This is a genomic window from Nocardia sp. NPDC050378, from assembly GCF_040655675.1.
Lineage (GTDB): Bacteria > Actinomycetota > Actinomycetes > Mycobacteriales > Mycobacteriaceae > Nocardia > Nocardia coubleae.
This window is the reverse complement of sequence record NZ_JBFAKI010000012.1, coordinates 1-22,915: the sequence shown is the minus strand read 5'-3', so window position 1 is coordinate 22,915 and position 22,915 is coordinate 1. Positions and strand designations below refer to the sequence as shown.

Sequence of the window (22,915 nt, the reverse complement as noted above, 5' to 3'; positions counted from 1 at the left end):
GGCGAATTCGAGGACGGAACACGCAATGGACCTAGACCTGCCCGCGGAGGCGCGTGAGCTTCAGGGGCTCTGCCGAGACTTCGCCGAGAAGGAGATCGAGCCGCACGCCGAAGCGTGGTCCGAGGAGGAGCGGTTTCCGTGCGAGGTGTTCCAGAAGATGGGCGAACTCGACCTGGCCGGCCTGCTCATCCCGGAGGAGTACGGCGGCGCGGCGGCCGGATACGTCTCCTACGTCGCGGCCATGGAGGCCATCGGGCATGCCGACCAGTCGTTCGCGGCGGCGTGGAATGCGCACTCGACCATCGCTTCGCTGCCGCTTGCGGCCTTCGGCACCGACGAGCAGAAGCGACGGTGGCTCACCCCGCTCGCTCAGGGCACGCACATCGGTGCGTTCGGCCTGACCGAACCCACGGCCGGTTCCGACGCCGCGGGTATCCGTACGACAGCGCGGGAAGACGCGGGCGGATGGGTGCTCAACGGTGCCAAGATGTTCATCACCAACGCGGGCACGGAGATCAGCCTCGGGGTGACCGTGCTGGCCGTGACCGGGACGAACGGCGACGGGACCAAACGGTATGGCACGTTTTTCGTGCCGACGGGCACAGAGGGCTATACCGTCGGCCGACCTTTGCGCAAGATCGGCTGGCACGCGATGGACACCCGAGAACTGGTGTTCGAGAATTGCTGGATTCCGGCGGAGAACTTGATCGGGACCGAGGGCAACGGTCTGCGCCAATTCCTCGACGTGCTCGACGGTGGCCGGATCAGTGTGGCCGCACTCGGGCTGTCGCTCGCGCAGGCCGCGCTCGATCTGGCCGGTGTCCACGCCGGGCAGCGCGAGCAGTTCGGCAAGACCCTGTCGCGGTTCCAGGCTGTGCAGCACAAGCTGGCCGATATGGCGACCGAGGTCGAGGCGGCGCGCAGCCTGGTCTACCGCGCGGCCTGGCTCGCCGACAACGGGCGCCCCTTCGGTGAGGCGGCCGCCATGGCCAAGCTGTACGCCTCGGAGGTGGCCAACCGGGCGGCGAGCGCGAGTGTGCAGATCCACGGCGGCTACGGATTCGTCCGCGAATCCACCATCTCGCGGTTCTACGCCGACGCCAAGATTCTGGAGATCGGTGAGGGTACGAACGAGATCCAGCGCAATGTCATCGCGCGCTCGGTGATGAAGAAGTATCCGGCCGGTACGGCGCGCTAGACATTCATCGCGGCTCGCAGTTCGGCGGTGTCGAGCGCCTGCGCGGTCAGTTCGATCAGCGCCTCGGCACGCGAGGACGTGTGTACCTCCGCCGACCACGCGACGACGACGACCTCGCGGATGTCGACGTCGTCGATCGGGCGAACGGCCAACGGGAGGCCTTCGTAGGAGTGGTCGCCGGAGGGACGCAAAACCTGCAACGTGAAGCCGAGCCCGCGCCCCACCAGGGAGCGGACGACTTCTAGACCGCGGCAGGTGTAGGCCACCTTCGGTGTGGCGCCGATGGCCTCGTACATCGCGTACGCGTGCTCGACCGCCGCGGGCGTATCCGACATCACGAAAGGCTCGTCGGCGAGGTCGCGCAGGGCGACGCTCGCCTGCGCGGCCCGCGGGTGGTCGGCGGGCAGCACGGCGTGCACGCGCGTTTCGAACAGTTCGCGCCGCGGCACGCGCCGGGGAAGCTGTCTGCCGAGGACAACCGCCAGGTCGACTTCGGTACCCAGCCTGTCGACGAGCTGCTCCTGGCCGTCGAGCACCAGCTCGAGCCGGATCGCCGGGAACCTTGCCCGGCAGGCGGCGATCACCGGTGGGGCCAAGACGGGCGCGAGTCCGTTCATCACGCCCAGCCGGACGGTACCCGCGAGGAGGCTGTGCCGGTCGGTCAGATCGACGTGCATCTCGTCGGCCGCCTCGAGCAACCTCCGCGCCCGGTCGAGTGCCGCCCGGCCATGGGTGGTCAGCTCCACGCCCCGGGAGCGGCGGCGCAGGAACAGCCGCTGGCCGAGTGCCCGCTCGAGATCGGACAGCGTCGCCGACACGGAGGTTTCGGAGATGTCCAGGACACGCGCCGCGCCACTGATCGCCCCGGATTCGGCCACCGCGACGAAAACGGCGAGCTGACGCAGGGTGAACCGGCGGTGATCGTCGAAGCCCATGCATTCCTCCGAAATTCCGTGGATTCAAGACAGATTATCGCTCTTTACCTTTGGAAGCCGACTGCTCATGCTGGGATCCACATCACATATTCGCCGAGGAGTAATGGCATGAACGTGGCTACAGCCCCGAGCGCGGACTGGGTAACCCTGGACGCGTTGATCGACGACCCCTATCCCGTCTACGACCGCCTGCGGGCACTGGGGCCGGTGGTGCACGCTCCCCATTTCGGCATCCATATCGTCACCAGCTTCGACGGTTGCCGCATCGTGGAAGCCGATCGGGAGCGCTTCGAGGAAGACGGCAACGCGTTGCGGGCGGCCATGGGCGAGGTGATGCTCAGCAAAGGCGACCCCGAGCACGCGCGCGAGCGAGCGGCGGTCAACCCCGCCCTGCGGCCCAAGGCCATCGCCGAGGTGTGGCGCGCGCATTTCGAGACGAACGCCGCGCGGGCCCTGGAGCGATTCCGCGCACTCGGCCCCGGCGCCGACTTCAACACCGGTTTCGCGCTCCCGTATGCCGCGATGAATCTCGGTGTGGTTGTCGGCCTGCCGAATGTGCCGTGGGAGACTCTCCAGCGCTGGTCGCTCACGTTCATCGCCGCGGTGGCGAAGCAGGCCCAGGGGGACCTGGAACGTTTCGCGGACAACGATACCGCCAACAGTGAGGCGGATGCCGCGATCGACCGGCGCGTGGCCGAGCTGGCCGGCCGGCCGGATGCGTCGATGATCTCCATGATGATCGCCGCCGGTCTGCCGCCGGATCTCATCCGCGCCAACGCCAAACTCGCCATCTCCGGCGGTATCAACGAACCACAGCACGTCCTCACCACGGGCATCTACGCACTGGCCGCGTACCCGGACCAGCTGGCCGCCGTCCGCGCAGGCACGGCCACCTATGCCCAGGTGTTCGACGAAGCGGTGCGCTGGATATCGCCGATCCAGTCGCAGTTGCGCCGGGCTCGCGTCGATGCCGAGGTCCACGGTGTCGTGATACCGGCCGGATCGCCCGTTTGGGTGCTGCTGGGTGCGGCCAACCGCGACCCGGGCCATTTCGACCGGCCCGAGCAGTTCATCGTCTCGCGTCCCCGTAAGCCTCATCTGGCGTTCGGATCGGGGATTCATATGTGCGCGGGCAGCTGGGCGGCCCGGTCGTCGGCCGAGGTCGCGTGGCCGCTGTTGTACGACGCGCTGCCCGGACTCACACCTGTCGACTCCGACGCGCGATTCCACGGATTCTTCTTTCGCGGGCTACCGCAGTTGCCCGTGACCTGGGCCGTCGACACGAACGAATGAGGAGCACCACCATGACCGAGACTCGACCGCTCGACCGTGTGGAAGACGCGGACATCCAGGCAGCTGTCGGCAGCGTGGTCTATGTGTGCCCGGGAACGGCGCCCAGATCCGTGCCGGTGACACAGGAGACCACCGTGATGGAACTGGCCGTCGAACACGGTATTCCCGGCATCGTCGGCGTCTGTGGCGGACAGGCGATGTGCGGTACCTGTCATGTCAAGGTTCGGGAGGAGTATCTGCCCGGTTTGCCCGAACCGTATGCCGAGGAACTGGACATTCTCGATTCCGCGGTCGACCATCGTGACCCGCTGCGCAGCCGTCTGGGCTGCCAGCTTCCCGTGACACCCGAATCGACGCTGATCGTCGACGTCGTCGACAGCGAGTAGGGGGCCGTGCCGCCCGTGGTGTCCGTTCGCGAACGAGCACCACGGGCGGCAGTCCGCTGCCGAGGCGGCGCCGACTATCGGGCCAGCCAGCCGCCGTCGACGTTGAGCGATGTGCCGGTCACGTAGGAGGAGGCATCGCTGGCCAGGAAGACAGCCGCACCGCCGAGTTCGTCGGGGGTACCGAATCGGCCCGTGGGTGTGGCGTCCAGAATGCGCTGACCCCAGCGGCTGTCCAGCAGTCCCGACGACAGGTCCGTTCGGAAATACCCGGGTGCCAGTGAGTTGACCCGTACCCCGCGGTCTGCCCATTCCACCGCGAGGGTTTTGGTCAGGGCATCGAGCCCGCCTTTGCTCGCCGCATAGGCCGGGATCCGCTCGAATCCGGTGCTGGCGTGCACCGAGGTGACGTTGATGATGCTGCCGCGACCCCGGCTCAGCATCACGGCGCCTGCCGCGCGAGCACAGAAGAACGCGCCGTCGAGGTTCACCCGCAGAACCCGCTGCCAGTCCTCGTCGGCCACGTCCTCGCTGCGGGTGAAGGACGGGCTGATGCCAGCGCAGTTGACCAGGACGTCGAGCTGTCCGTGCGTGGCCAGAATCTGCTCGACCGCCTCGGCCGCGAAACCGGTGGCGTCGACGGCACCGGCGATCACCGATGTCCGGCCCCGGCCTGCCGCGCTCAGCGACGCGGCGACCTCGGCGAGATCGGCGGTGGTGCGCGAGGTCAGCACGACGGTCGCGCCCGCCGCGTGGAGTGCGGCCGCGATGGATTTGCCCAGTCCCTTGCCCGCACCGGTGACCCACGCGATCCGGCCCGACAGATCGAATGCGGGGTGGTGGGTCGGCAGTGGCTCGGTCATCAATCAGCCTCTCGGAGTGTGCGTTTGAGTACTTTTCCGGATGGAGTGCGCGGCAGCGCCGAGGTCATCTGGATCTCCGCCGGAACCTTGTACTTGGCGAGGCGTTCGCGGCAGAAGAGCTTCAGGTCCTCGGCACCGAGGGTGCTGCCCTCGCGCAACACGACGAAGGCCTTGGGCACCTCGCCCCATCGCGGATGGGGAATACCGATGACGGCGGCTTCGACGACATCCGGGTTCTCGTACAGGACGCGTTCGACTTCCGGCGTGGCGATGTTCTCACCACCGGAGACGATCATGTCCTTCTTGCGGTCTTCGATGTAGAGGAAACCGTCTTCGTCGAATCGCCCGATATCCCCGGTATGGAACCAGCCGTCCTGGATGGCGCGCTGGGTGGCTTCGTCGTCGCGCCAGTAGGCCTTGGTCACCTTCGGCCCGCGCACGACGATCTCACCGCTGGTGCCCGCAGGCACCGGCCGGTTCTCGTCGTCGACAACGGCGACCTGGACGTGGGCCACCGGCCGCCCCACGGAGCCGATCTTGGAACGCATATGCGCGGCATCGTTGATCGTGTCACCACCGACTGTCTCGGTGAGGCCGTACGCGTCGGCGAACCACGCGCTCGGGAACGCCGTGGCGATCCGGTCGAGCAGCGGGATCGGCATCTTCTCGCCGCCGCCGATGATCACCCGGATCGAGGAGGTGTCCCGGTCGGGCAGGTCCGGAAGCTGCAGGATCGCGTTCATCATGGACGGGGCGAGCCAGATGACGGTCGGTCGCAGTTGCTCGATCATCTCGACCACCAGAGCGGCGTCGAAACGTTGCACCAGGCTCATCCGGCCACCGGCGTGCAGGGTGGCCAAGCCGGGCAGGTCCATGCCGCCCACGTGGTAGAGCGGACCACAGACCAACGTGTTGTCCGCTCCGGTCAACGAGAATTCGATCAGGTGGGCGAGGTTCTTCCAGATCAGGTTCTGGTGTGAGATCGTCACGCCCTTGGGGCGCGAGGTGGTGCCCGAGGTGTACATCAACCGCTGCAACTCGTGGGGGCCGACATCCAAGACGGCGACGGTTTCGCCCAGGTGGCGCTCGACGGCGGTCTCATAGTCGAGCCACGAGCTGTCCCGGGCGCTCGTGATGGTCAGCTTGTGCCGGAGCAGCGGCAACTCGACTGCTACCGCGTCGATGCGCTCCTCGAACTCGGCCTCGGTGAGGATCGCCACCGCCTCGGAATGGCCGAGAATGTAGCGCCACTCCTCGGCCGACAACCGGTAGTTCAGGGGCATGATGGCCGCGCCGATCCGGTTGGCGGCGAACATGATCTCCAGGAACTCGGTGTGGTTGTAGAGCAGGACGCCGATGACGTCGCCGCGCTGGATGTCCAGTTCGAGGAGCTGGGCGGCCACGGCGTTCACGCGCGCGTGCAGTTGTGCGTAGGTGGTGTCGCGGGCTCGGTCGGAGACGGCTGTCCGGTCAGGGAATCGTGCCGCGTTCGTATCGAGCACGGAGGCGAAGTTGATCATCGTCGTGGCCTCACTCGAGTGGCCGAGGGGAACCTCGGATATTGTGTACCGATCAGACTAATAAAATCGTAGGCCGCCGCACCAGGCGGCAGCGCCGGCCCCGGACGGTCTCCGGTGGGCGGATTCGCCGCGTTCATCACGTCTGCAGCCCCAGCTCGGCAGCGAAGTCCGCGGCCTCGAGACGCTGTTTGACGGTGGTCAGGAACCGTCCCGCGTCGGCGCCGTCGACGAGACGGTGGTCGTATGTCAGCGGGAGGTAGCACATCGACCGGATTCCGAGAGACTCGCGCCCGCCGGTGTCGGTGACCACCATCGGCCTGCGCGTGATCGCGCCGAAGCCGAGCATTCCCGATTGCCCGTTGACCAGGATCGGGGTGTCGAACAGCGCGCCGTTGCTGCCGATATTGGTGATGGTGAAAGTGCCGCCGCGCAGCTGATCGGCGCGCAGCGTGTTCGCGCGGGCGGCGGTCGCGATCTCCGAGACGGCGTGGGCGAGGCCGATCAGCGACAGCTGGTCGGCGCCGGCGACCACGGGCGAATACAAACCCGCCGGTGTGTCGACGGCGATCCCGAGTCCCACGGTGTCGTGGTAGGTGATCGTGGTGTTGGTGGAGTCGATGGCCGCGTTGAGGTTCGGATGTTGCAGCAGCGCCTCGACCGCGGCCTTGGCCAAGAACGGCAGGAAGGTCAGCGCGATCCCTTCGCGTCGGGCGAATTCGCTCTTGGCTCGCGCGCGCAGCGCGGCCACCGCGGTCATATCGACTTCGAAGACCTGTGTCAGCTGCGCGGATTCGCGCAGCGACGCTGTGGTCCGCTCGGCGGTGATCCGGCGCACGCGCGAGGCCTTGCGTGTGGTGCCCCGGAGTCCGGTCGCGGCGGGAGCGGGCACCTGTCGCTCGGCGGAGGCCGGAGTGACGGTGTCGGCGGGTGCGGTGCCGGGTGTGCCGGTTGCTGCGGTGGTGGGGGCCTGGACATGCCTGAGCAGAATGGGCGCCCCATCCGTGTCCACCGTCTGCAAAGCGACACCCAGTTCGTGCGCGTGCCGACGGGCGGCCGGGGTGGCGAAGGGGCGCTGTGTCGACGTCGCGGACGCGGCAGGCGGCGGGGGAGCGGCCGGTGTCGGTGCGGTAGCGGCCGGGGCGGTGGCGCTTTCGGGATCGGCGCCTTCGTTCCGGCTCACGATGGCGGCGCCGATCTCCCCGAGTGGATCACCCACCGCGATAACGTCGTCGGGGCGGGCGAGGATCGTGCGCAGGATCCCGGACGCGGGCGCCACGACCTCGGTGTCGACCTTGTCGGTGGACACCTCGAGCAGCGGTTCGTCCTGGACGACCGCCTCGCCTTCTTCCTTCAGCCAGCGCAGGACCGTTCCCTCGGTGACGCTCTCGCCGAGGGCGGGCATATTTACAACGGGCATGATCGGTTCCTTACCGGGACTCGTTCGTTCACGGGAGCGAATAGCCGCCGTCCACGACGATGGATTGACCGGTCACCCAACGGGACTCGTCGCTCGCCAGGTACAGGACCGCGCCGGTGATATCGGTGGGCGCACCGAAACCGAGGGGGTGTTTGGCTTCGATGGCGTCCAGCGCGGCCTGCGGCAGCCCCTCGTGCATAGCCGACGGAAACGTTCCGGGGCAGACGGCATTGACGCGCAGCCCTTCCTTCGCGTACTCGAGCGCAGCCACCCGCGTCAGGTGGATCACGCCTGCTTTGGAGGCGCAGTAGGGCGCGGCATAGGCCCACGCGGTCAACCCGCTGACCGAGGCGATGTTGACGATCGAGACCGGCGACTTCTTGCGCAATGCGCGGGCAACGGCGCGGATGCCGTGGAAGGTGCCGGTGAGATTGACCGAGAACGCGCGTTCCCATTCGGTGGTGGACAGGTTGTGGATGCGGGCATTCGGCGAGACGATTCCCGCGGAATTGACCAGTGCGTCCACGGTGCCGAACTGCCCGACGGCGTCGGCGATGAGTTCGTCGAACTGTGCGCCGTCGGTGACGTCGAGGGCCGCGGTGTGCACGGTCACCGTGCCGGGCAGGCTCGCGGCCAGTGGCCCGAGGGCAGCGGGATTCAAGTCTGCCAGGACGAGATTCGCGACGCCTTCTTCGGCGAAACTCCGTGCCACGCTTGCGCCGAGGGCGCCGGCGGCACCCGACACGACAACGGTCTTGGACTCGAATCGTGTGCCCATGGTTACCTCCTGAGATGTACCGGCAGCGGCCCGGCCAAATAAATTCGAACAATCGGTATAAGAAACCATGCCCTGCTCTGCTGTCAAGTGCCGGGCACCGGCCCGCGTCGGAGCTGGAGGCATTGCTACGCGCGGGCCGGCACAGCTACCCGGCGCGCAGGAAGCCGAGTAGTGCTCGGTTGAACTCGTCGGGCCGTTCCCAGGCGATGGCATGACCGGCGTCCGGCACGTGCGCGTATCGGCCCTGCGGCAATCGAGCGGCCGCCTGTTCGAGCAGCGGTGCAGGGGCCAGGAGGTCGGCCCCGCCGCCGACGAGCAGGGTGGGCGCACGCAGTTCACGCAGCGTGCTCCAGGTGATCTCGCCGGCAGTCGGCTGCAGGTGCAGGCCGCCCGGGTGAGCGGAGCGGGCGATCCGGAGCCAGGATTCGACGCCATCCGGATTTTCGGCACGGTAGCTCGGGCCGAGCTCGCGGAACTCCGGTGGCAGTTGCGCCGAGCCGGGAAGGCCCACCCGGGCCAGCGCCGTCCGCCAGGACTCGTCGACGATGCCGAGCATGCTCCCCACCGCGGTCAGCGAGTGGACCACCTCGGGGAAGGTCAGCGCGAAATCGAGCGCGTAGATGCCGCCCATGGCGGCACCGACGAGGTGAATCCGGTCCAGGTCGAGGGCCTCGACGAGCGCTGCGAGATCCGCGGCGGCCGACACCGGGTTGCCGGGGTCGACCGGAGTGGACCCGAGGTAACCGCGACGGGAATAGGCGACGAGACGGAATCCGGCGTCGGCGAGCGGCGCACGCTGGGGTGCCCAGGTCGCCGCCGTTCCGGTGGCCGGATGGAGGGCGACGACGACCGGTCCGGTTCCGCCGGTGTCCCAGTAGGCGAGTTCGCCGCCCGGGATCACGACGACGTCGTCGGGACCGGTTGCCACAGGTTCGCGCACCTCAGTCCGCGTCGTCGTGCAGGCCGGGCCAGCCGAAGAACGTGGTCTCGGATTCGCCGGTGAGGTGGATGTCGAATTCGTAGCCGTCGTCGGTGGTGCGGGCGAGCAATGTCGCGCGCTGTTCGGGCGACAGCTGTGCGAACAGCTCGTCGGTCTCGTTGTCCTCGTCCGGGAAGTAGAGGCAGGTCAATGCCGGCCGGATCATGAAGTTACCGGGGGCTACCAGCACCGTCAGGTGCGGCGATCGACCGCCGCCGACCGTCGGTTTCACGGTGCTGATCCGGTACACGCCATCGAGTTCGCTGAACGACCTCGTCCAGCCCTCGGGCTGGTTGGTCTCGATCAGGGTGTGGGGGACGGGCTGGCCGAGTCCGTTGAAGACCCGCCCGGTGATCGTGAACGTGGCGCGGTCGTCATCGGTCTCCACGGTGGCACGCAGCGGCTTACCCAGGGTGAAGTACGGGCCGAGGATGGTACGTGGGGTGCGGACCAGCCGGCCGGTCGTGGTGCGGGCTTCATCGTCTGTGGTCATGGTCATCTCAGTGCTCCGCGGGGGTGGCGTAGAAGCCGCCCAGGACGATGTCGAACCGGTAGCCGATGGCGACTCCGGTGATGGCGGCGTCCCAGTCGAGCTGGGCCACCAGTCGGGCGCGTGCCTTCGCGTCGGGGATGGTGCTGACGACCGGATCCCGCTCGAGCAGGGGATCGCCGGGGAACTGCATCTGCGTGACGTAGCGTTCGGCCAGGCCGCGGCCGGTGAGGGAGAAATGGATGTGCTGTGCGCGCCAGGACTCGCGATCCTTCCACCACGGATACGCGCCCGGCTTGATGGTCCGGAACCGGTACTCGCCGTCGGCGTTGGTGAGAGTGCGGCCTGCGCCCGTGAAGTGGGGGTCGTGCGGTTTCGGGGTGTTGTCGTGGTCGTGCACGTACTTGCCCGCGGCGTTGGCCTGCCAGATCTCGATGAGCAGGTTCCGCGCGGGGCGACCCCAGCTGTCGGTGACCCGGCCGTGGACGATGATGTGCTCACCCATGGGCACGCCGTCGTGTTGGGCCAGCAGATCGTTGTCGGTCGGACCGACCTCGCCGTAGCCGTAGACCGGCGCGGACGCGTCGAACAATCGGGGTTCGACGATGACGAGCGGTTTCTTGGGACTCCAGATCTTCGTGTCGAATTCCGGTGTCGAAAACCCCTCTGGGAGTTGGACATACCAAGGCTCGGTATACACGCGCGCTCGCGCTCCTTCCTGCTCCGCCATTGCAGCGGGAAGGCGGTCACCGGCGGCGGCCGCCTGGGTCGAGTATGCAGAGGCCCGCGAGAAGGTGTCAACCAAAAAGTTGGTCAAGGCGCCGAGCGGAAATTCAACCAAATTTTTGATCTGCGTCACAACGACCCGCTGCTGCGGTTAGATTTTTTAGTATGACCGATCGAAAAAACCAGCCTACGCCGCTTCGCGCCGACTGGAAACCGGAAGAATGCCCTGGTGGGCGCTCCGTGCAGCGCCTCGCCGAGCACGAACGGCTACGTGCCGAATGTCCGGTGGCCTGGACCGACGAACACGGCGGCTACTGGACACTCACCCGCCATGCCGACGTCCAGGCGGCGGCTCGCCGACCCGCCGAGTTCGCCTCGGGGGCACCGATCATCCAGTGGCCCGACTTCGCCGACCAGATCCCCATCTCCCTCAACCCGCCTGTCCACGCCACCTACCGCCGGCTGCTGAACCGCTACGTCTCCAAGGAGGCCATGGCGCGGATGGAACCGACCCTGCGTGGATACGCCGTCGAGCATCTCGAACCGCTGCTCGAAGCGGGCGAGGGCGATATCGTCACGGGTTTGTGTCAACCGTTTCCGGCCCGGGCGCTGGCCACTCTGCTGAACCTGCCCCCCGCCGCCTACACCGAACTGGTCGAGCAGTTCCTCGACTTCGAGCGGATGCGCTGGGACCCCGAGAAGATCAACGCGGTGATCGGGCAGGTCTTCGAAATGCACATCGCGGGCGTCATCGCCGAACGGCGGGCCCGGCCGCTGGATCCGGAGACGGACCTGCTCAGCGGTGTCCTCGCGGCGCGGATCGACGGGGAGCCCCTCAGCGACCACACGGTGCTGCAGATCGGCGTCCAGTTGTTCGTGGCAGGACACGCCACCACCGCCGACGCGCTCGCCACCTCGATGTACCGGCTGGCGACCAACCCGGACATCCAGACGACCCTGCGGCGGAACCCGGAGAAGATCCCGACCGCGGTCGAGGAGTTCCTGCGCATCGAGACGCCGCTGCAATCGATCGGGCGGACCGCCACCGAAGACATCGAACTGCACGGCCGCACGATCCGGGCAGGCGACCGGGTGGCGCTCAATTACGCGGCCGCCGACCTCGACCCCGAGGCCTTCGAGCATCCGAGCGCGTGCATCATCGACAGGTCGCCGAACAACCACATGGCCTTCGGCACCGGCATCCACAAATGCTATGGAGCTCCGTTGGCCCGGCTGGAAATGCGGCTGGCACTGGAGGAGATCCTGGCCCGTACGTCCGAGATCGCGCTCGCGGGAGCCGGTACGCCGACGACCGGCCGGATGCGCGGGTTCACCAGCCTGCCGCTGCGGTTGATCAAGGGCTGACTGCCGGTTGTGCGGTGGTGACGGCTCGCGACCGATGTGCGCGGGCCATTACCACCCCGGCGACCGACGCCTCAGCGGTGGCCGCTGCTCTGCCGGAAATCGGCGAGTTCGGCTTCGAAGGCCTCGCTGTCGAAACTGCCCGTGCCGAACCCGCTGAACAGCGTCTTGCAGTACTCACGGGACAGGAACGCCGGGTCCCATCCATGACCGGGCTTCACCCACTGATAGGTGTGGTTGTGCAGGTTGAGGAACTGCAACGTCGCCAACGTCGGGTCTTCGCGGCGGAAGATCCCGGCCTCCATATTGGCGACGAGCAGGTCGCGCACGATGGCCTCGAATTCTTGTCTGCGTTCGAGCATCCTGGCCAGATTGTCACCCGTGAGTTGCCGGTAGTCGTGCTCGTACACCCAGATATGGTCGAGACGCTCGAAGATGATCTCGAGCAATGATTCCGACAGCAAGCGCAGCTTGATCGCCGGCGAGGTGTCGAGGTCGCGGATCTCGTTCGCCGAGGACAGTAGGGGGTCGAGCACGCGCTCCTGGATCTCGACGAGCAAGTTCTCCTTGGAGCGGATGTAGTAGTACAGCGCGCCCTTGGCCAGACCGACAGCCTCACCGATCTCGGTGATGCCGGTGGCCGCGTATCCGTTCCTGGCGAATAGACCAGCCGCCAGGTCGATGATCTCCTGCCGTTTGATCTCGTAACCCGGCCCGTGTCCCGGTGGTCGTCCCATATGAATATGATCCTCGTTCTCGATGCCGCCGCCGGTCGGAGTCTACGCAGACCCGGCCGCGTCACCGAACCGCGCATGACCAGGCCCGTTCTCGAGGAACGACGTAATACCACGTACCCGGTCCCCGGTGGCGAACAGGCCGGCGAGGAAACTCCGGTCCAGCGCCAGGCCGGCCTCCAGTGAGGTGTCGGCACCCAGATCGATCGCCTGTTTCACGGCATCGAGAGCAAAGCGCGGGCCGCGGGCGAGTTGCGCCGCGAAATCGTGGGCCGTGTTCGGCAGGTCATCGGCGGCCACCACGCGTTCGGCCAGCCCGATCGCGACGGCCTCGTCGGCGCGCACACGGCGACCGGACATGATGAGTTCCTTGGCGCGCCCCGCGCCGACCAGCCGCCGCAGTCGCTGCATCCCGCCGGCGCCCGGGACGATCCCGAGCTGGATTTCCGGGAGTGCGAGGGTGGCCCGATCGCCGAGTATCCGGAAGTCGGCGGCCAGTGCCAGTTCCATCCCGCCGCCGAGCGCGTACCCGTTCACCGCCGCGACGACCGGCATCGGAAGTTGCGCGATGTCGGTGAACACGCGCTGGAGTGCCCGATTCCAGCCGACGACGGTTTCGAAGTCCATGTCCGCGAGTTGCTTCAGGTCTGCCCCGGCGGCGAACGCTTTCGGCCCGCCGGCGATGACCACGGCGCCGATGGACCCGTTGTCGGCGAGAGTGCGGATCGCCTCGCCCAGTTGCGCGCGAAGGAGATCGTCGAAGGCGTTCACCGGGGGGTTGTCGAGGCGGACGGTCGCCACCGAGTCACGGATATCGACAGTTACCAAGCGGTTCACGGGGGCTCACTCTCGGTCCAACGCGCGATCGGGGCGGGTGCCGAGGCAGCCCACGATTAATTAGACTGATTGGTACACGATATTATTGCGCGGGTCAAGCGTTGTGGTCCGAGTCGCCGGGTTGGTCGGCGGGGTGGGTAACCGCGCTCGCGACGAGTAGGCGGTGGTGCGGACGCGCGGGCGCGCCACCCGCGCGTCACGGCTCAATTCCGCAGCGCCGCGGCGAGCGCTTCCGGCATCGAGGTCGGAGTCCGGCCGATGAGCCGCTCGAGATCGTTGCCCTCGATATAGAGCTGTCCCTCGGCGACGCCGCGATCGCTGTCGGCGAAGGCTGCGGCCATCGGTGCGGGGAGGCCGGCGCCGACGAGGATCTGGGAGTACTGCTCGACCGGAACGTCGGTGTAGGTGATCTCGCGGCCGGCGACATCGGAGAGGGCGGCGGCGAATTCGGTCATGGTGAACGATTGCCCGCCGAGTTCGTAGGTAGAACCGGCGTGGCCGTCCTCGGTGAGGACCGTGGCAGCGGCGGCGGCGTAGTCGGCCCGGGTGGCGGCGCTGACCCGGCCCGTGCCCGCCGAGCCGACGATCCCGTGCTCGAGGAAGATGGGCAGCTGGGTGGTGTAGTTCTCCATGTACCAGCCGTTGCGCAGGACGACGTAGGGCACGCCGGCCTCGACCAGCATCTGCTCGGTGGCCAGGTGCTCGTCGGCCAGCATCAATGTCGAGGTGTCGGCGTGGGGAAGGCTGGTGTAGGCGATCAGGCCGACTCCGGCCTGCGCGGCCGCGGTGATCGCATTGCGGTGCTGCGACATTCGCTGTCCCACCTCGCTCCCCGAGACCAGCAGCAGCTTGTCCGCACCGGCGAAGGCCGCGAGCAGGGACTCGGGGTCGGTGAAGTCGGCGTGTCGGACGGTCACCCCGCGTTCGGTCAGGTCGGCGATGCTCTCGACGCGGCGGCCGGTCGCGACGATCTGCTCGGCGGGTACGCCCCGGTCGAGGAGTGCTTCGACGACCAGTCGGCCCAGGTGGCCGGTGGCGCCGGTGACGACGATGGACATGATCGGGTTCTCCTTGTGTTGGTTTCGACGTGGCGTCGAGGAAATTTCGGGTGCGCCGAAAGGGGCGACAGTTGTTCAGGCGATCTGGAAGGAGCGCCGCGACAGCCCGAATTCGTAGCCGTCGATGGTGGTGGTCACCGGTGTGGTCGCATCGGTTGCGGCACCGAGCGTGACGAACAACGGGGTGAAATGCTCCACGGTGGGATGCGCGAACGGCATCCCGGGTGCGGCGGTGCGGAAGCGCGCGAGTTCGGCGACGTCACCGCGAGCCAGGGCGTCGGCGCCCCACGCGTCGAAGTCGGCCGACCATCCCGGCACCTTGTTCTCGTGCATCATTTCCGGGGTCAGGAACGGCAGGCCGTGGGTCATATGACCCGAGCCGATCACGAGAACGCCCTGTTCGCGCAGTGGGCGCAGGCGCTCACCGATCGCCAGTAGCCGGTCCGGGTGCTCGGTGGGCAGGCTCAGTTGCAGTACCGGGACGTCGGCGGCGGGGTACATGATCTTCAGTGGAACCCAGGCACCGTGGTCCAGTCCGCGCCCGGTGTGGCGGTGTGGGTGCTCGGTGTCGGGCATGAGACCCGTTACCTGCCGTGCCAATTCGCCTGCGTCGGGGGTGTCGTACCGCATGGAGTAGTAGAGGGGGTCGAAGCCGCCGAAATCGTAGACCAGTTCCTCGGGTCTGTCCGCGGTGAGCGAGAGCGGTGCGGACTCCCAGTGCGCGGAGACGACCAGGATCGCCTTCGGTTTGGGCAGGGCGCGAGCCCAGTCGTGCAGCGGGTCCAGCCAGCGCGGGCTCTCCAACGGCATCGGTCCACCGCCGTGGGAGAGGTAGAGGGCGGGTAGCGGCCCGTCGTCGGATATCCAATGCCGGTGCGGCGCAGCGGCTTCGAGGTCTGCGGCCCGCCGAAGGTGGGCGGCGAACGGGTGCGCCGCCGGTATCCGGGCGTCGGCCGCGGCTGTGGTGGACGGTGCCGTCGGGTTCATGGTGTTCCTCTGCGGTCGGTTTGGATCAGGCGGTCGCAGGCAGTGCGTTCTTGCGGCGACCGGTGAACAGATGGTCGACGCCGAAACGGCCGGAACCGACGGCGGCGAGCAGCAGCGAAGCGGCCCCGAGGACGAGGACGAGTTCGTAGCCGCCGTTGCTGACGAACAGGCCCGAGCCGGCGTGGACGAACACGAAGGCGCCGATCATGTTGATCAGCAGCAGCAAGCCTGCGACGGGCACAGCGGCGCCGAGGATCAGGGCGGCCCCACCGATGAGTTCGACGAGGGCGGCGAACCAGGCGCTGGCCGTAGCGACGGGGACGCCGGCCTGTTCGAAGAACATCGCGGTGCCGTCGATGCCGTTGGTGACCAGTTTCTGCCAGCCGTGGGCGATGAAGACGATGCCGACGGCGACGCGGGCGAGCAGCACAGCGAGGTCGCGGGCGGGAGCGGGAAAAGTCATAGCGGATCCTGTCGTCGAGGAGAAAGCGAGGCCATCGGGCGCGGGTTCGCAACTGGGGTAAATTGTTGTTGCGACAAGTATTGTCGCTCGGTAGAGCAACAGCGGCAGCATGGACATTCCCCGGGGAGATGTGATGGGCGACACACAATGGCTGGATCAACGGCAGTTGCAAGCCTGGGTCTCCCTGCGTGCCGTACTCGAATTGCTCCCGGGCGTACTCGATGCCCAGTTGCGCGAGGACGACGACCTGACGGAGTTCGAGTACTACACCCAGGCCGCGCTCTCCGGAGCGCCCGATCGGATGCTGCGCATGTCCGAGCTGGCGAAACGGACCAACGCCACGCTGGCTCGGCTCTCCCATGTCGTCACCCGATTGGGAGCCAGGGGCCTGGTGGAACGAGTGCCCGACCCTGATGACGGGCGCGTCACCAAGGTCCGGCTCACCGAGCAAGGCCTGGACAAGGTGCGCCGCGCCGCGCCGGGGCACGTCGCCACCGTTCGCCGCTACGTCATCGACACGCTGTCCGCGGAGCAAGTCGACCAGCTGGCCGAGATCGGCGCTGCGATCCTGGCGGAACTGGATCCTTCCGGAACGCTGACGGCGACATATACCCGCGACGACCGAGCGTCCGAGTAGGGACGCGGGCCCGTCGGCGACCGGGGCGTGGACCACCTCAGGTCTGCGCGACCGCCGAAGTCATGAGGTGTTCCATCAAGGCAACCACCACCTGCTTGGCCGATTCGCGCAGCCGAACATCGCACATGAGCACCGGCACATGTGCGGGCAGGTCCAGCGCGCCGCGGATTTCGTCTTCGTAGTAGATGTCGGCGTCGTCGAAGCAGTTGACGGCGACGACGAAGGGGATACCGCGTGACTCGAAGAAGTCCACGGGCGCGAACGCCCCGTCGAGCCGCCGGGTGTCGGCGAGGACGACGGCACCCAGTGCCCCGGTGGACAACTCGTCCCACATGAACCAGAAGCGGTCCTGTCCTGGGGTGCCGAACAGGTACATCACCAGGTCGGAGCCGATGGTGATCCGCCCGAAATCGAGCGCGACCGTGGTGGTCGTCTTCGATTCGACGCCGGTGAGGTCGTCGACACCGACGCTGCGTTCGGTGATCTGTTCCTCGGTGCGCAACGGGGTGATCTCGCTGAGCGAAGTGACCATGGTCGTCTTTCCGACGCCGAAGCCCCCCGCGATGAGAAGTTTGACCACGCGCACGGCCTGGATGCCTGCCGGGCTCGGGTGGTCAGAGTCTGCGTACGCCATCGAGTACCGCCTGGATGAGATGGGTGTCGGGCCGTTGTTGTGCGTTGATCGGGGATCTGTGGATCACATAGCCGGCCTGAATGAGGTCACTGACAAGTACTTTCACGGCGGCGACCAGGAGATTCAGATGTGCCGAGAGCTCGACGACGGACAGGGGGCGCCCCTGGCACAGGTTCACGATCGCGCCGTATTCATGGTCGAGTTCGGTGGACTCGGTCGGTGTGGCCACCGCGACGACGAGGGTGAGCAGGTCCAGGTCGTAGCGGTCGATGCCGGCGCGTCCCCGGGTCACCGCGAAGGGTCGCACCAACGGGCCGGGATCGTCGTCCGTTTCCGGTACGGGGAGTCCGGAGCTGTGCTGACTCACTGCTGCAGCGACGACATCGACGGCTCCACCCGCGTTCGGGGATCGGCCGAGAGCTGGTCGCGGACCTGCCCGACGATGACGTTCATCTGGTAGGCGACAAGGCCCAGATCGGCTTCGGTGTCGGCCAGCAGCGCAAGACACGCGCCGTGCCCGGCCTCGGTGACGATGACATAGCCGTGCTCGAGTTCGGTGACGGTTTGCAGCAGCACGCCTTTACCGAACCGCGTGCCGAGTCCACGGCCGAGGCTGTGCATCGCCGAGGCCATGGCGCACAGATGCTCGGCACTTTCCCGATCGAGTCCGTTCGAGGCCGCCAAGGCCAGGCCGTCGGCGGACAGGACGACGGCGTTCTCCGCGCCCGGGACTCGGTCGACGAGCCCGTTGAGCAGCCAGTCCAGCTCGTGGTGGCCGGTGATGTTGTCGTTCATGCGTTGGTCCGTTTCACTGGGGATCGGTGGCGGCAGTGCGGGCTTGCCGGGTGCCGCGCTGGAAGGCGCTCATCGTGCCGCGGGCGAACTCGGCGCTGCGGTGGGGAAGTAAGGGTTCCGGCTGCGCGACCGGTGCGGCGGCGGAGTGGCCACGCTGTAGCTCGGGTGCGAGATGGCTCTGCCGTGCCCGCCGGGGCAGGGGAGCGCGGCCCTGGGTGACACGCACGGCGGTGCCGGTGACCGGTTCGATCGCCCGGGTGGACTGTGCGGCGATCTCGGCAGCGGTGTCGACCGATTGCGGCGTCGCCCCGTTCGGCGCGGCGAGGCTGTCAGGGACGCCGGGACCGTGGCCGGTCTGTGCGGCAGCCGCGGGGGTGGGGCGCATGCGCCGACCGGTGTGGTCGATCTGGCGAGCCGACGGGTCGAACCGGGTGTCGCGCCCGCCTGGACGGATCCGTTCGGGGACCGGCGGGCCGCCGGAGAGTGCGGCGCCGGTGGTCTGCTCACGACGGGGCGCGGGATCCGCGGACAGTGCTTCGGTAGGGATGCGCACGATCGACTTGATGCCGCCGTAGGCGGATTCCTGCAGGGTCACCGTGATTCCGTGTCGTCGCGCCAGACGGCCGACGACGAACAGTCCCAGATGGCGCTGTCCGTCCAGCGCCATCTCATGGAAATCCGGTGGGTTGTGCAAGGTGTCGTTGAGGCGTTCGCGTTCCTCGAAGCGGATTCCGAGTCCTTGGTCTTCGACCTCGACAACGACGCCGCGGCCGACTGTGTTGCCGTGGATGGCCACCGGTGCGTCGGGTGGAGAGAAGTTGGCGGCGTTGTCGACGAGTTCGGCCAGCAGGTGGACGAGGTCGGCCACGACCGGGCCCGACACCGACGCCGCAGGGACACGCGTGGTCCCCACCCGGGACAGGCCCTCGGTTTCCGAGACCGCGCTACGGACCACGTCTTCCAACGGGACCGGCTCGCGCCACCGGCGCCCTGGCCTGCTGCCGCCGAGGATCAGCAGGTTCTCGGCGTTGCGGCGGGCTCGGGTGGTGAGATGGTCGAGATCGAACAGCAGCTGCAGGTGTTCGGGGTCGTTCTGTTTCGACTCGGCCAGATCGAGCACCTCGAGCTGTTTGCGGATCACCGCTTGGTTGCGGCGGGCGATGTCGAGAAACACTTTCTCGAAACCGGATCGGGTCCGGGCCTGTTCCAGCGCGGCGTTCACCGCGGTCCGCTGCGCGGTGGCGAATGCCGCTGCCACCTGGTCGATTTCGTCGCCGTCCGGCTGACCTCGGCCGATTTCGGCATCCAGGTCGACGGCGCCGCCGTCGCGGATGCGATCGATGAGCGCAGGCAGCGTCCGGTCGGCCAGTTCGAGGCTGCGGGACCGCAAGGCGAGCAGTCGGCGCACCAGGCGTTGCGCCAGCATCACCGCGAGTCCGAACGTGGCAACGATGAGCGACAACACCGCGATGCCCGCCCACGTCGCCTGCCTCGCCGAATTGCTGGCGGCATCGTCGGCGATACTCGTGGAGTGCCCGAGCTGGGTCACGAACAAATCGGCTAGCCGGGCACCCACCACCTCCTCGGCACGTATCCAGTCCGGGTAGGGGATCAGCAGCTGCCCGTAGTCCATGAGCTGGTTCTCGCCGTCTTGGGCGAGCTTCCACTCCTCGGTTCCGATCAACCGGCGGTAGCCGTCCTGTGTGGGCGCGCCGAGTTGGCCGACCGAGGCTGCCAGTTGCCTTCTAGCTCCGAGCAGAAAGGTCGAGATGATTCGCGTCTCCGCCTCTGCCTCGGCGCCCTCGACCGTTCGGCTGGTGGCGCGTGCGATGGCGCGTGCGTGCGTATCGGCGACTCGCAGCATGGTCACGGCGCCGAGTTCTTCGGCGGTGGCCTGATTGTTCGGTGCGTTCGGAACCGCGGTCTGCACGAGGAACTCGGCCAGGTTCTCGACGAGGTCGGAGTAGTAGGTGTCGATATCGAGAATCGAGAGTTGCCCGCTGTCCACGCCGGCCCGGATCGTCGCCAGCTTGCCCAGGAGATCGAGAGTACGGGTGAAGGCGGGCAGCTCCGCTATCGCTTCGAATTGTCGCGCGGTCGAAGCGGTCAGCTCGCGGATTCCGAGCATCGCCGTGTCTGTCTGCTGTCGGCGGCCGGGCAGAGCAGCGGCGGATCCCGGTGTTTGATCCCGCACCCGCACGCTGATAGTGCGCTCCTGCTGGAGCGTGCGGACGAAATCCTGAACCAGGTCGCTGGAACCCTCGCGGAATTCGTACCAATCCCCGACGGTCCGGGCCTGCCCACCGAGCACCGAGACGACGGTGATGCCGATGCCCATCAGGGCCACGCTCGGGATCAGCGCGATCGCGAGCACCCTGGTTCGGATACTTGTCCGACGACGGATGGGCAAGCGGAGCCGACGTCGTTCTCGGCCGCCGGTGCTCGACTGCTCGCTCGCGGGTGCAGCTGTCTGCGGAGTCACTACCTGGTCCTTTTCGTTGCCCTGCTGCGAGGGCGATGGTCGGCCCGCGTCTCCGGAGTACGTCGTAGTGTTCGTAGCGGACTCGACGGCGCGCGGGATTCCGGAGTTCGACCCCGGAAGATCGTGGTGGCGGCAAGGCTGTCATCTGTTCGCGGCGTGGAAGCAAGGTGCACAACGAGTCGCCTGTGCGAGGTATTCGACCTGTTGATGCCTGAGTTGTCTGTGACTCAGGTCCTTGCGTTGCGCTCTCGCGAGATGGCGAGCTGACCGAGCCCTCCTCCGCCGGGGAGAGGTGATCGCGGGTGCACCGGAAAGGAGCAGTGAGGATGGACCGGAAGTTCGTGAATGCGCAGCCGGCAACGGGAAATCCGTCCGCTGGGCTCGGTATCGGATCGACCGAAGACGAGCGTGCGGAACTGTTGCGCTGGATCGTCGGCCCCTCCACTCCACCGGCGGTGCGGTTGCGATGCGAGATCGTGCTCGCCGGTGCGGAGGGCAAGCCGAACGCGGCGATCGCACGCGACTTCGGCGTCTCGCCCCAAATGGTCGGCAAGTGGCGTGCCAGGTTCCGGGCCGGCGGAGTTCCCGCGCTGCAGGATCGCCCCCGCTCCGGCGCGCCCCGCACAATCGCCACGGACACAGTGCAGGCGGTCGTCGATGCGACGTTGACAGAGCCGCCGGCGAACGGAGTCCGCTGGACCAAGCGCGACTTGGCCGCCCGGGTGGGGATCTCACCGTCGTCGGTAGTCCGCATCTGGCAGCGGTTCGGGATCACTCCGGGCAGCCATCGCGAGGTCGACGGGCAGTACTTGGCGGCCGCGACGTGGTGCGCACTGTTCATCGCACCGCCCGAGACGGTCATGGTTGTCGCTGTGGACGGGGCGAGGGGGGCGGGTATCGTCGCACCCACCGGCGATGCCGCGCCACCCCAGGGAATCGCCAGGCGCCGGCGCCTGGCCGAACTGCTGTCAGAGCGGGGCGGCGCAGGTGACCGGGGGGAACTGGCCCGGTTTCTCCGGACCGTGCAACAGCGCGTTTCCCATCGGCATGAAATACACCTGATCTGCCACGGTCACCGGGCGCACGATCTCGAAGCGATCGTGCGGGCACAGGAGCGCAATCACGCCTTGCATTTGCACTTCGCGCCCAGCAAGGACTTCTGGCTCACCCTCGTCGAACGCTACCTCGGCCTGCTCGCCCCTGCCGCCGGGACGGAAGCGGCACCGGTCCCGGCGGTCGATCGCATACTGCACAGCGCCGCGCGCACCCGGCGGCCGTTCACCTGGTACCAGCCATAACCGACTTGTGGTCCAGCACCGGCGATCCGGTGGGCCGCCGATCTACATTCGGCTCCATGGATGAACAGCGAACTCGTGCACAGGAAGCTGCCGGTCGCGGCACCTCTCGACGGACACTGCTGGCGGCGGTAGGTCTCGGTGCGGTGGGGTTGGGGGTGGCGGCGTGCGCATCGGCAGAGGAAACCACCGACGCGACCGTGCCACCCACATCCACGTCGAACCCGTCCCCACCGAATTGCGTGCTGTCGCCCGAGGCGATCGAAGGTCCGTACTACATCGATCACGACCTTGTTCGGTCCGATATCCGTGAGGACCGGCAGGGTGTGCCGGTCGAATTGAACCTCACCGTCGTCGACGCGGTGTCGTGTGCTGCGCTGCCGGGCGCCGTGGTCGACATCTGGCACTGTGACGCGCTCGGCAACTACTCCGGACACCTCGACCTCGATCCGAACGAACCGCCCACCCCGACACCGCACGTGGAACCGACCGACCCGTCCACGTTCCTGCGCGGCACGCAGATCAGCGGTCCCGACGGTTCGGTCAGGTTCCAGACCATATACCCCGGCTACTATCACGGCCGCTCGATCCACCTCCATGTGCTGGTGCACGTAGGCGGAAGAATGGTGCACACCGGTCAGCTCTACCTGCCGGAGGAGTACAGCGCACGGGTCGTCGCGACGCCGCCCTACTCGAACCGGCCCGTGGAACCGAAGCGCGTGACGAACGATGTCGACTTCCTGTTCGCTCAGCAGGGTGGGGCGCAGACCACGCTGCGAATGGAACCGCTCGGATCCGATCTCGACCAGGGTTTCCGGGCGTCGCTGTCGATGGGCGTGACCCCGGACAAGACACCACCGCCCGCCACCTTCGTGCCGCCGGCGAACTGATTCCGAGTCAATGTCCGACTGCGGCTTTCACGCTGACGATAGCCATGGCGACGGCGGCGATGACGAGTCCGGCGACGAGTACGCGCAAGCCGGGACGGTTTCCGCGTAGTCGCTCGGCGATGAGCGGGATGGTGGCGATGCGGGCGACTACGACGACGC

24 protein-coding genes are annotated in these 22,915 nt (G+C 67.5%); 7 read left to right on the top strand and 17 right to left on the bottom strand.

Features of this window, described 5'->3' with window-relative positions:
• The first annotated feature begins 25 nt into the window (after positions 1–25).
• Positions 26–1,198, top strand: coding sequence for an acyl-CoA dehydrogenase family protein (locus AB0I35_RS23810; protein ID WP_357398418.1), 1,173 nt, complete (start codon positions 26–28; stop codon positions 1,196–1,198).
• Here AB0I35_RS23810 and AB0I35_RS23805 read toward each other — a convergent pair.
• Positions 1,195–2,133 (bottom strand): LysR family transcriptional regulator, encoded by a 939-nt coding sequence (locus AB0I35_RS23805; RefSeq protein ID WP_357398417.1) that lies wholly within the window; start codon positions 2,131–2,133, stop codon positions 1,195–1,197. The two genes, AB0I35_RS23810 and AB0I35_RS23805, sit on opposite strands and share 4 nt — an antisense overlap.
• 108 nt (positions 2,134–2,241) lie before the next feature.
• Here AB0I35_RS23805 and AB0I35_RS23800 point away from each other — a divergent pair, with 108 nt between their 5' ends.
• A complete protein-coding gene (locus AB0I35_RS23800) occupies positions 2,242–3,426 on the top strand; it encodes a cytochrome P450 (protein ID WP_357398416.1) in 1,185 nt (394 codons plus the stop codon).
• An 11-nt stretch (positions 3,427–3,437) separates the two neighbouring features.
• Positions 3,438–3,812, top strand: coding sequence for a 2Fe-2S iron-sulfur cluster-binding protein (locus tag AB0I35_RS23795; protein WP_357398414.1), 375 nt, complete (start codon positions 3,438–3,440; stop codon positions 3,810–3,812).
• 74 nt (positions 3,813–3,886) lie between these two features.
• Here AB0I35_RS23795 and AB0I35_RS23790 read toward each other — a convergent pair whose 3' ends face one another.
• From AB0I35_RS23790 to AB0I35_RS23760, 7 genes are all read right to left on the bottom strand, one after another.
• On the bottom strand, positions 3,887–4,672 hold the full coding sequence (locus tag AB0I35_RS23790) for a glucose 1-dehydrogenase (protein ID WP_357398413.1): 786 nt from the start codon (positions 4,670–4,672) through the stop codon (positions 3,887–3,889).
• Entirely contained in the window at positions 4,672–6,192 is a 1,521-nt protein-coding gene (locus tag AB0I35_RS23785) for a long-chain fatty acid--CoA ligase (RefSeq protein ID WP_357398411.1), read from the bottom strand. Before AB0I35_RS23785 ends, AB0I35_RS23790 begins: the two co-directional genes overlap by 1 nt.
• Before the next feature lie 136 nt (positions 6,193–6,328).
• Complete coding sequence (gene sucB / locus AB0I35_RS23780) at positions 6,329–7,609, bottom strand: 2-oxoglutarate dehydrogenase, E2 component, dihydrolipoamide succinyltransferase (protein WP_357398410.1); 1,281 nt, start codon at positions 7,607–7,609, stop codon at positions 6,329–6,331.
• A gap of 28 nt (positions 7,610–7,637) precedes the next feature.
• Positions 7,638–8,387 (bottom strand): SDR family NAD(P)-dependent oxidoreductase, encoded by a 750-nt coding sequence (locus AB0I35_RS23775; RefSeq protein WP_357398409.1) that lies wholly within the window; start codon positions 8,385–8,387, stop codon positions 7,638–7,640.
• A gap of 145 nt (positions 8,388–8,532) precedes the next feature.
• The gene (locus tag AB0I35_RS23770; RefSeq protein WP_357398408.1) at positions 8,533–9,315 is read right to left on the bottom strand and encodes an alpha/beta hydrolase; all 783 of its coding nucleotides are present in this window, start codon (positions 9,313–9,315) and stop codon (positions 8,533–8,535) included.
• A 13-nt stretch (positions 9,316–9,328) separates the two neighbouring features.
• Entirely contained in the window at positions 9,329–9,859 is a 531-nt protein-coding gene (locus AB0I35_RS23765) for a hypothetical protein (RefSeq protein ID WP_357398407.1), read from the bottom strand.
• 7 nt (positions 9,860–9,866) lie between these two features.
• A complete protein-coding gene (locus AB0I35_RS23760; RefSeq protein WP_357398405.1) occupies positions 9,867–10,556 on the bottom strand; it encodes a protocatechuate 3,4-dioxygenase subunit beta in 690 nt (229 codons plus the stop codon).
• 191 nt (positions 10,557–10,747) lie between these two features.
• Between AB0I35_RS23760 and AB0I35_RS23755 the strand changes: the two genes are divergently transcribed.
• Entirely contained in the window at positions 10,748–11,947 is a 1,200-nt protein-coding gene (locus tag AB0I35_RS23755) for a cytochrome P450 (RefSeq protein WP_357398403.1), read from the top strand.
• A 71-nt stretch (positions 11,948–12,018) separates the two neighbouring features.
• Here AB0I35_RS23755 and AB0I35_RS23750 read toward each other — a convergent pair whose 3' ends face one another.
• From AB0I35_RS23750 to AB0I35_RS23730, 5 genes are all read right to left on the bottom strand, one after another.
• Complete coding sequence (locus AB0I35_RS23750) at positions 12,019–12,681, bottom strand: TetR/AcrR family transcriptional regulator (protein WP_357398402.1); 663 nt, start codon at positions 12,679–12,681, stop codon at positions 12,019–12,021.
• A 42-nt stretch (positions 12,682–12,723) separates the two neighbouring features.
• Complete coding sequence (locus tag AB0I35_RS23745; protein WP_357398401.1) at positions 12,724–13,515, bottom strand: enoyl-CoA hydratase-related protein; 792 nt, start codon at positions 13,513–13,515, stop codon at positions 12,724–12,726.
• Positions 13,516–13,718: 203 nt separating this feature from the next.
• Positions 13,719–14,573, bottom strand: a complete 855-nt coding sequence (locus tag AB0I35_RS23740; protein ID WP_357398400.1) for an SDR family oxidoreductase — start codon at positions 14,571–14,573, stop codon at positions 13,719–13,721.
• Between the two features lie 75 nt (positions 14,574–14,648).
• Positions 14,649–15,560 carry a class III extradiol ring-cleavage dioxygenase gene (locus tag AB0I35_RS23735; RefSeq protein ID WP_357398399.1) on the bottom strand — a complete coding sequence of 304 codons (912 nt, stop codon included), beginning with the start codon at positions 15,558–15,560 and terminating at the stop codon, positions 14,649–14,651.
• Positions 15,561–15,585: 25 nt separating this feature from the next.
• Entirely contained in the window at positions 15,586–16,023 is a 438-nt protein-coding gene (locus tag AB0I35_RS23730; RefSeq protein ID WP_357398398.1) for a DoxX family protein, read from the bottom strand.
• A gap of 133 nt (positions 16,024–16,156) precedes the next feature.
• On the opposite strand from AB0I35_RS23730, the gene AB0I35_RS23725 reads away from it, so the two are divergent.
• A complete protein-coding gene (locus AB0I35_RS23725; protein ID WP_357398396.1) occupies positions 16,157–16,660 on the top strand; it encodes a MarR family transcriptional regulator in 504 nt (167 codons plus the stop codon).
• 37 nt (positions 16,661–16,697) lie between these two features.
• Here the strand turns inward: AB0I35_RS23725 and AB0I35_RS23720 are convergent, their stop codons facing one another.
• The 4 genes from AB0I35_RS23720 to AB0I35_RS23705 are packed head-to-tail and all read right to left on the bottom strand — an operon-like array spanning position 16,698 to position 20,463.
• Complete coding sequence (locus tag AB0I35_RS23720) at positions 16,698–17,294, bottom strand: ATP/GTP-binding protein (protein WP_357398395.1); 597 nt, start codon at positions 17,292–17,294, stop codon at positions 16,698–16,700.
• Positions 17,275–17,661: a DUF742 domain-containing protein gene (locus tag AB0I35_RS23715; protein ID WP_357398393.1), complete on the bottom strand. Its 387-nt coding sequence runs from the start codon at positions 17,659–17,661 to the stop codon at positions 17,275–17,277. Before AB0I35_RS23715 ends, AB0I35_RS23720 begins: the two co-directional genes overlap by 20 nt.
• Positions 17,658–18,089, bottom strand: a complete 432-nt coding sequence (locus AB0I35_RS23710; RefSeq protein ID WP_357398392.1) for a roadblock/LC7 domain-containing protein — start codon at positions 18,087–18,089, stop codon at positions 17,658–17,660. The genes AB0I35_RS23715 and AB0I35_RS23710 overlap by 4 nt, the downstream gene beginning before the upstream one ends.
• Before the next feature lie 13 nt (positions 18,090–18,102).
• The gene (locus AB0I35_RS23705) at positions 18,103–20,463 is read right to left on the bottom strand and encodes an ATP-binding protein (RefSeq protein WP_357398391.1); all 2,361 of its coding nucleotides are present in this window, start codon (positions 20,461–20,463) and stop codon (positions 18,103–18,105) included.
• A gap of 434 nt (positions 20,464–20,897) precedes the next feature.
• On the opposite strand from AB0I35_RS23705, the gene AB0I35_RS23700 reads away from it, so the two are divergent.
• Both AB0I35_RS23700 and AB0I35_RS23695 read left to right on the top strand, forming a co-directional pair.
• Positions 20,898–21,869, top strand: coding sequence for a helix-turn-helix domain-containing protein (locus tag AB0I35_RS23700; protein ID WP_357398390.1), 972 nt, complete (start codon positions 20,898–20,900; stop codon positions 21,867–21,869).
• Between the two features lie 56 nt (positions 21,870–21,925).
• Positions 21,926–22,756 (top strand): intradiol ring-cleavage dioxygenase, encoded by an 831-nt coding sequence (locus AB0I35_RS23695; RefSeq protein WP_357398389.1) that lies wholly within the window; start codon positions 21,926–21,928, stop codon positions 22,754–22,756.
• The last annotated feature ends 159 nt before the right edge of the window (positions 22,757–22,915 follow it).

What these genes read in the sequence shown, in the direction of transcription:
- AB0I35_RS23810 (WP_357398418.1), top strand. Translation starts at nt 26, where the DNA reads ATGGACCTAGACCTGCCCGCGGAGGCGCGTGAGCTTCAGGGGCTCTGC.
- AB0I35_RS23805 (WP_357398417.1), bottom strand. Translation starts at nt 2,133, where the DNA reads ATGGGCTTCGACGATCACCGCCGGTTCACCCTGCGTCAGCTCGCCGTT.
- AB0I35_RS23800 (WP_357398416.1), top strand. Translation starts at nt 2,242, where the DNA reads ATGAACGTGGCTACAGCCCCGAGCGCGGACTGGGTAACCCTGGACGCG.
- AB0I35_RS23795 (WP_357398414.1), top strand. Translation starts at nt 3,438, where the DNA reads ATGACCGAGACTCGACCGCTCGACCGTGTGGAAGACGCGGACATCCAG.
- AB0I35_RS23790 (WP_357398413.1), bottom strand. Translation starts at nt 4,672, where the DNA reads ATGACCGAGCCACTGCCGACCCACCACCCCGCATTCGATCTGTCGGGC.
- AB0I35_RS23785 (WP_357398411.1), bottom strand. Translation starts at nt 6,192, where the DNA reads ATGATCAACTTCGCCTCCGTGCTCGATACGAACGCGGCACGATTCCCT.
- sucB (WP_357398410.1), bottom strand. Translation starts at nt 7,609, where the DNA reads ATGCCCGTTGTAAATATGCCCGCCCTCGGCGAGAGCGTCACCGAGGGA.
- AB0I35_RS23775 (WP_357398409.1), bottom strand. Translation starts at nt 8,387, where the DNA reads ATGGGCACACGATTCGAGTCCAAGACCGTTGTCGTGTCGGGTGCCGCC.
- AB0I35_RS23765 (WP_357398407.1), bottom strand. Translation starts at nt 9,859, where the DNA reads ATGACCACAGACGATGAAGCCCGCACCACGACCGGCCGGCTGGTCCGC.
- AB0I35_RS23755 (WP_357398403.1), top strand. Translation starts at nt 10,748, where the DNA reads ATGACCGATCGAAAAAACCAGCCTACGCCGCTTCGCGCCGACTGGAAA.
- AB0I35_RS23750 (WP_357398402.1), bottom strand. Translation starts at nt 12,681, where the DNA reads ATGGGACGACCACCGGGACACGGGCCGGGTTACGAGATCAAACGGCAG.
- AB0I35_RS23740 (WP_357398400.1), bottom strand. Translation starts at nt 14,573, where the DNA reads ATGTCCATCGTCGTCACCGGCGCCACCGGCCACCTGGGCCGACTGGTC.
- AB0I35_RS23735 (WP_357398399.1), bottom strand. Translation starts at nt 15,560, where the DNA reads ATGAACCCGACGGCACCGTCCACCACAGCCGCGGCCGACGCCCGGATA.
- AB0I35_RS23730 (WP_357398398.1), bottom strand. Translation starts at nt 16,023, where the DNA reads ATGACTTTTCCCGCTCCCGCCCGCGACCTCGCTGTGCTGCTCGCCCGC.
- AB0I35_RS23725 (WP_357398396.1), top strand. Translation starts at nt 16,157, where the DNA reads ATGGGCGACACACAATGGCTGGATCAACGGCAGTTGCAAGCCTGGGTC.
- AB0I35_RS23720 (WP_357398395.1), bottom strand. Translation starts at nt 17,294, where the DNA reads ATGGCGTACGCAGACTCTGACCACCCGAGCCCGGCAGGCATCCAGGCC.
- AB0I35_RS23710 (WP_357398392.1), bottom strand. Translation starts at nt 18,089, where the DNA reads ATGAACGACAACATCACCGGCCACCACGAGCTGGACTGGCTGCTCAAC.
- AB0I35_RS23700 (WP_357398390.1), top strand. Translation starts at nt 20,898, where the DNA reads ATGGACCGGAAGTTCGTGAATGCGCAGCCGGCAACGGGAAATCCGTCC.
- AB0I35_RS23695 (WP_357398389.1), top strand. Translation starts at nt 21,926, where the DNA reads ATGGATGAACAGCGAACTCGTGCACAGGAAGCTGCCGGTCGCGGCACC.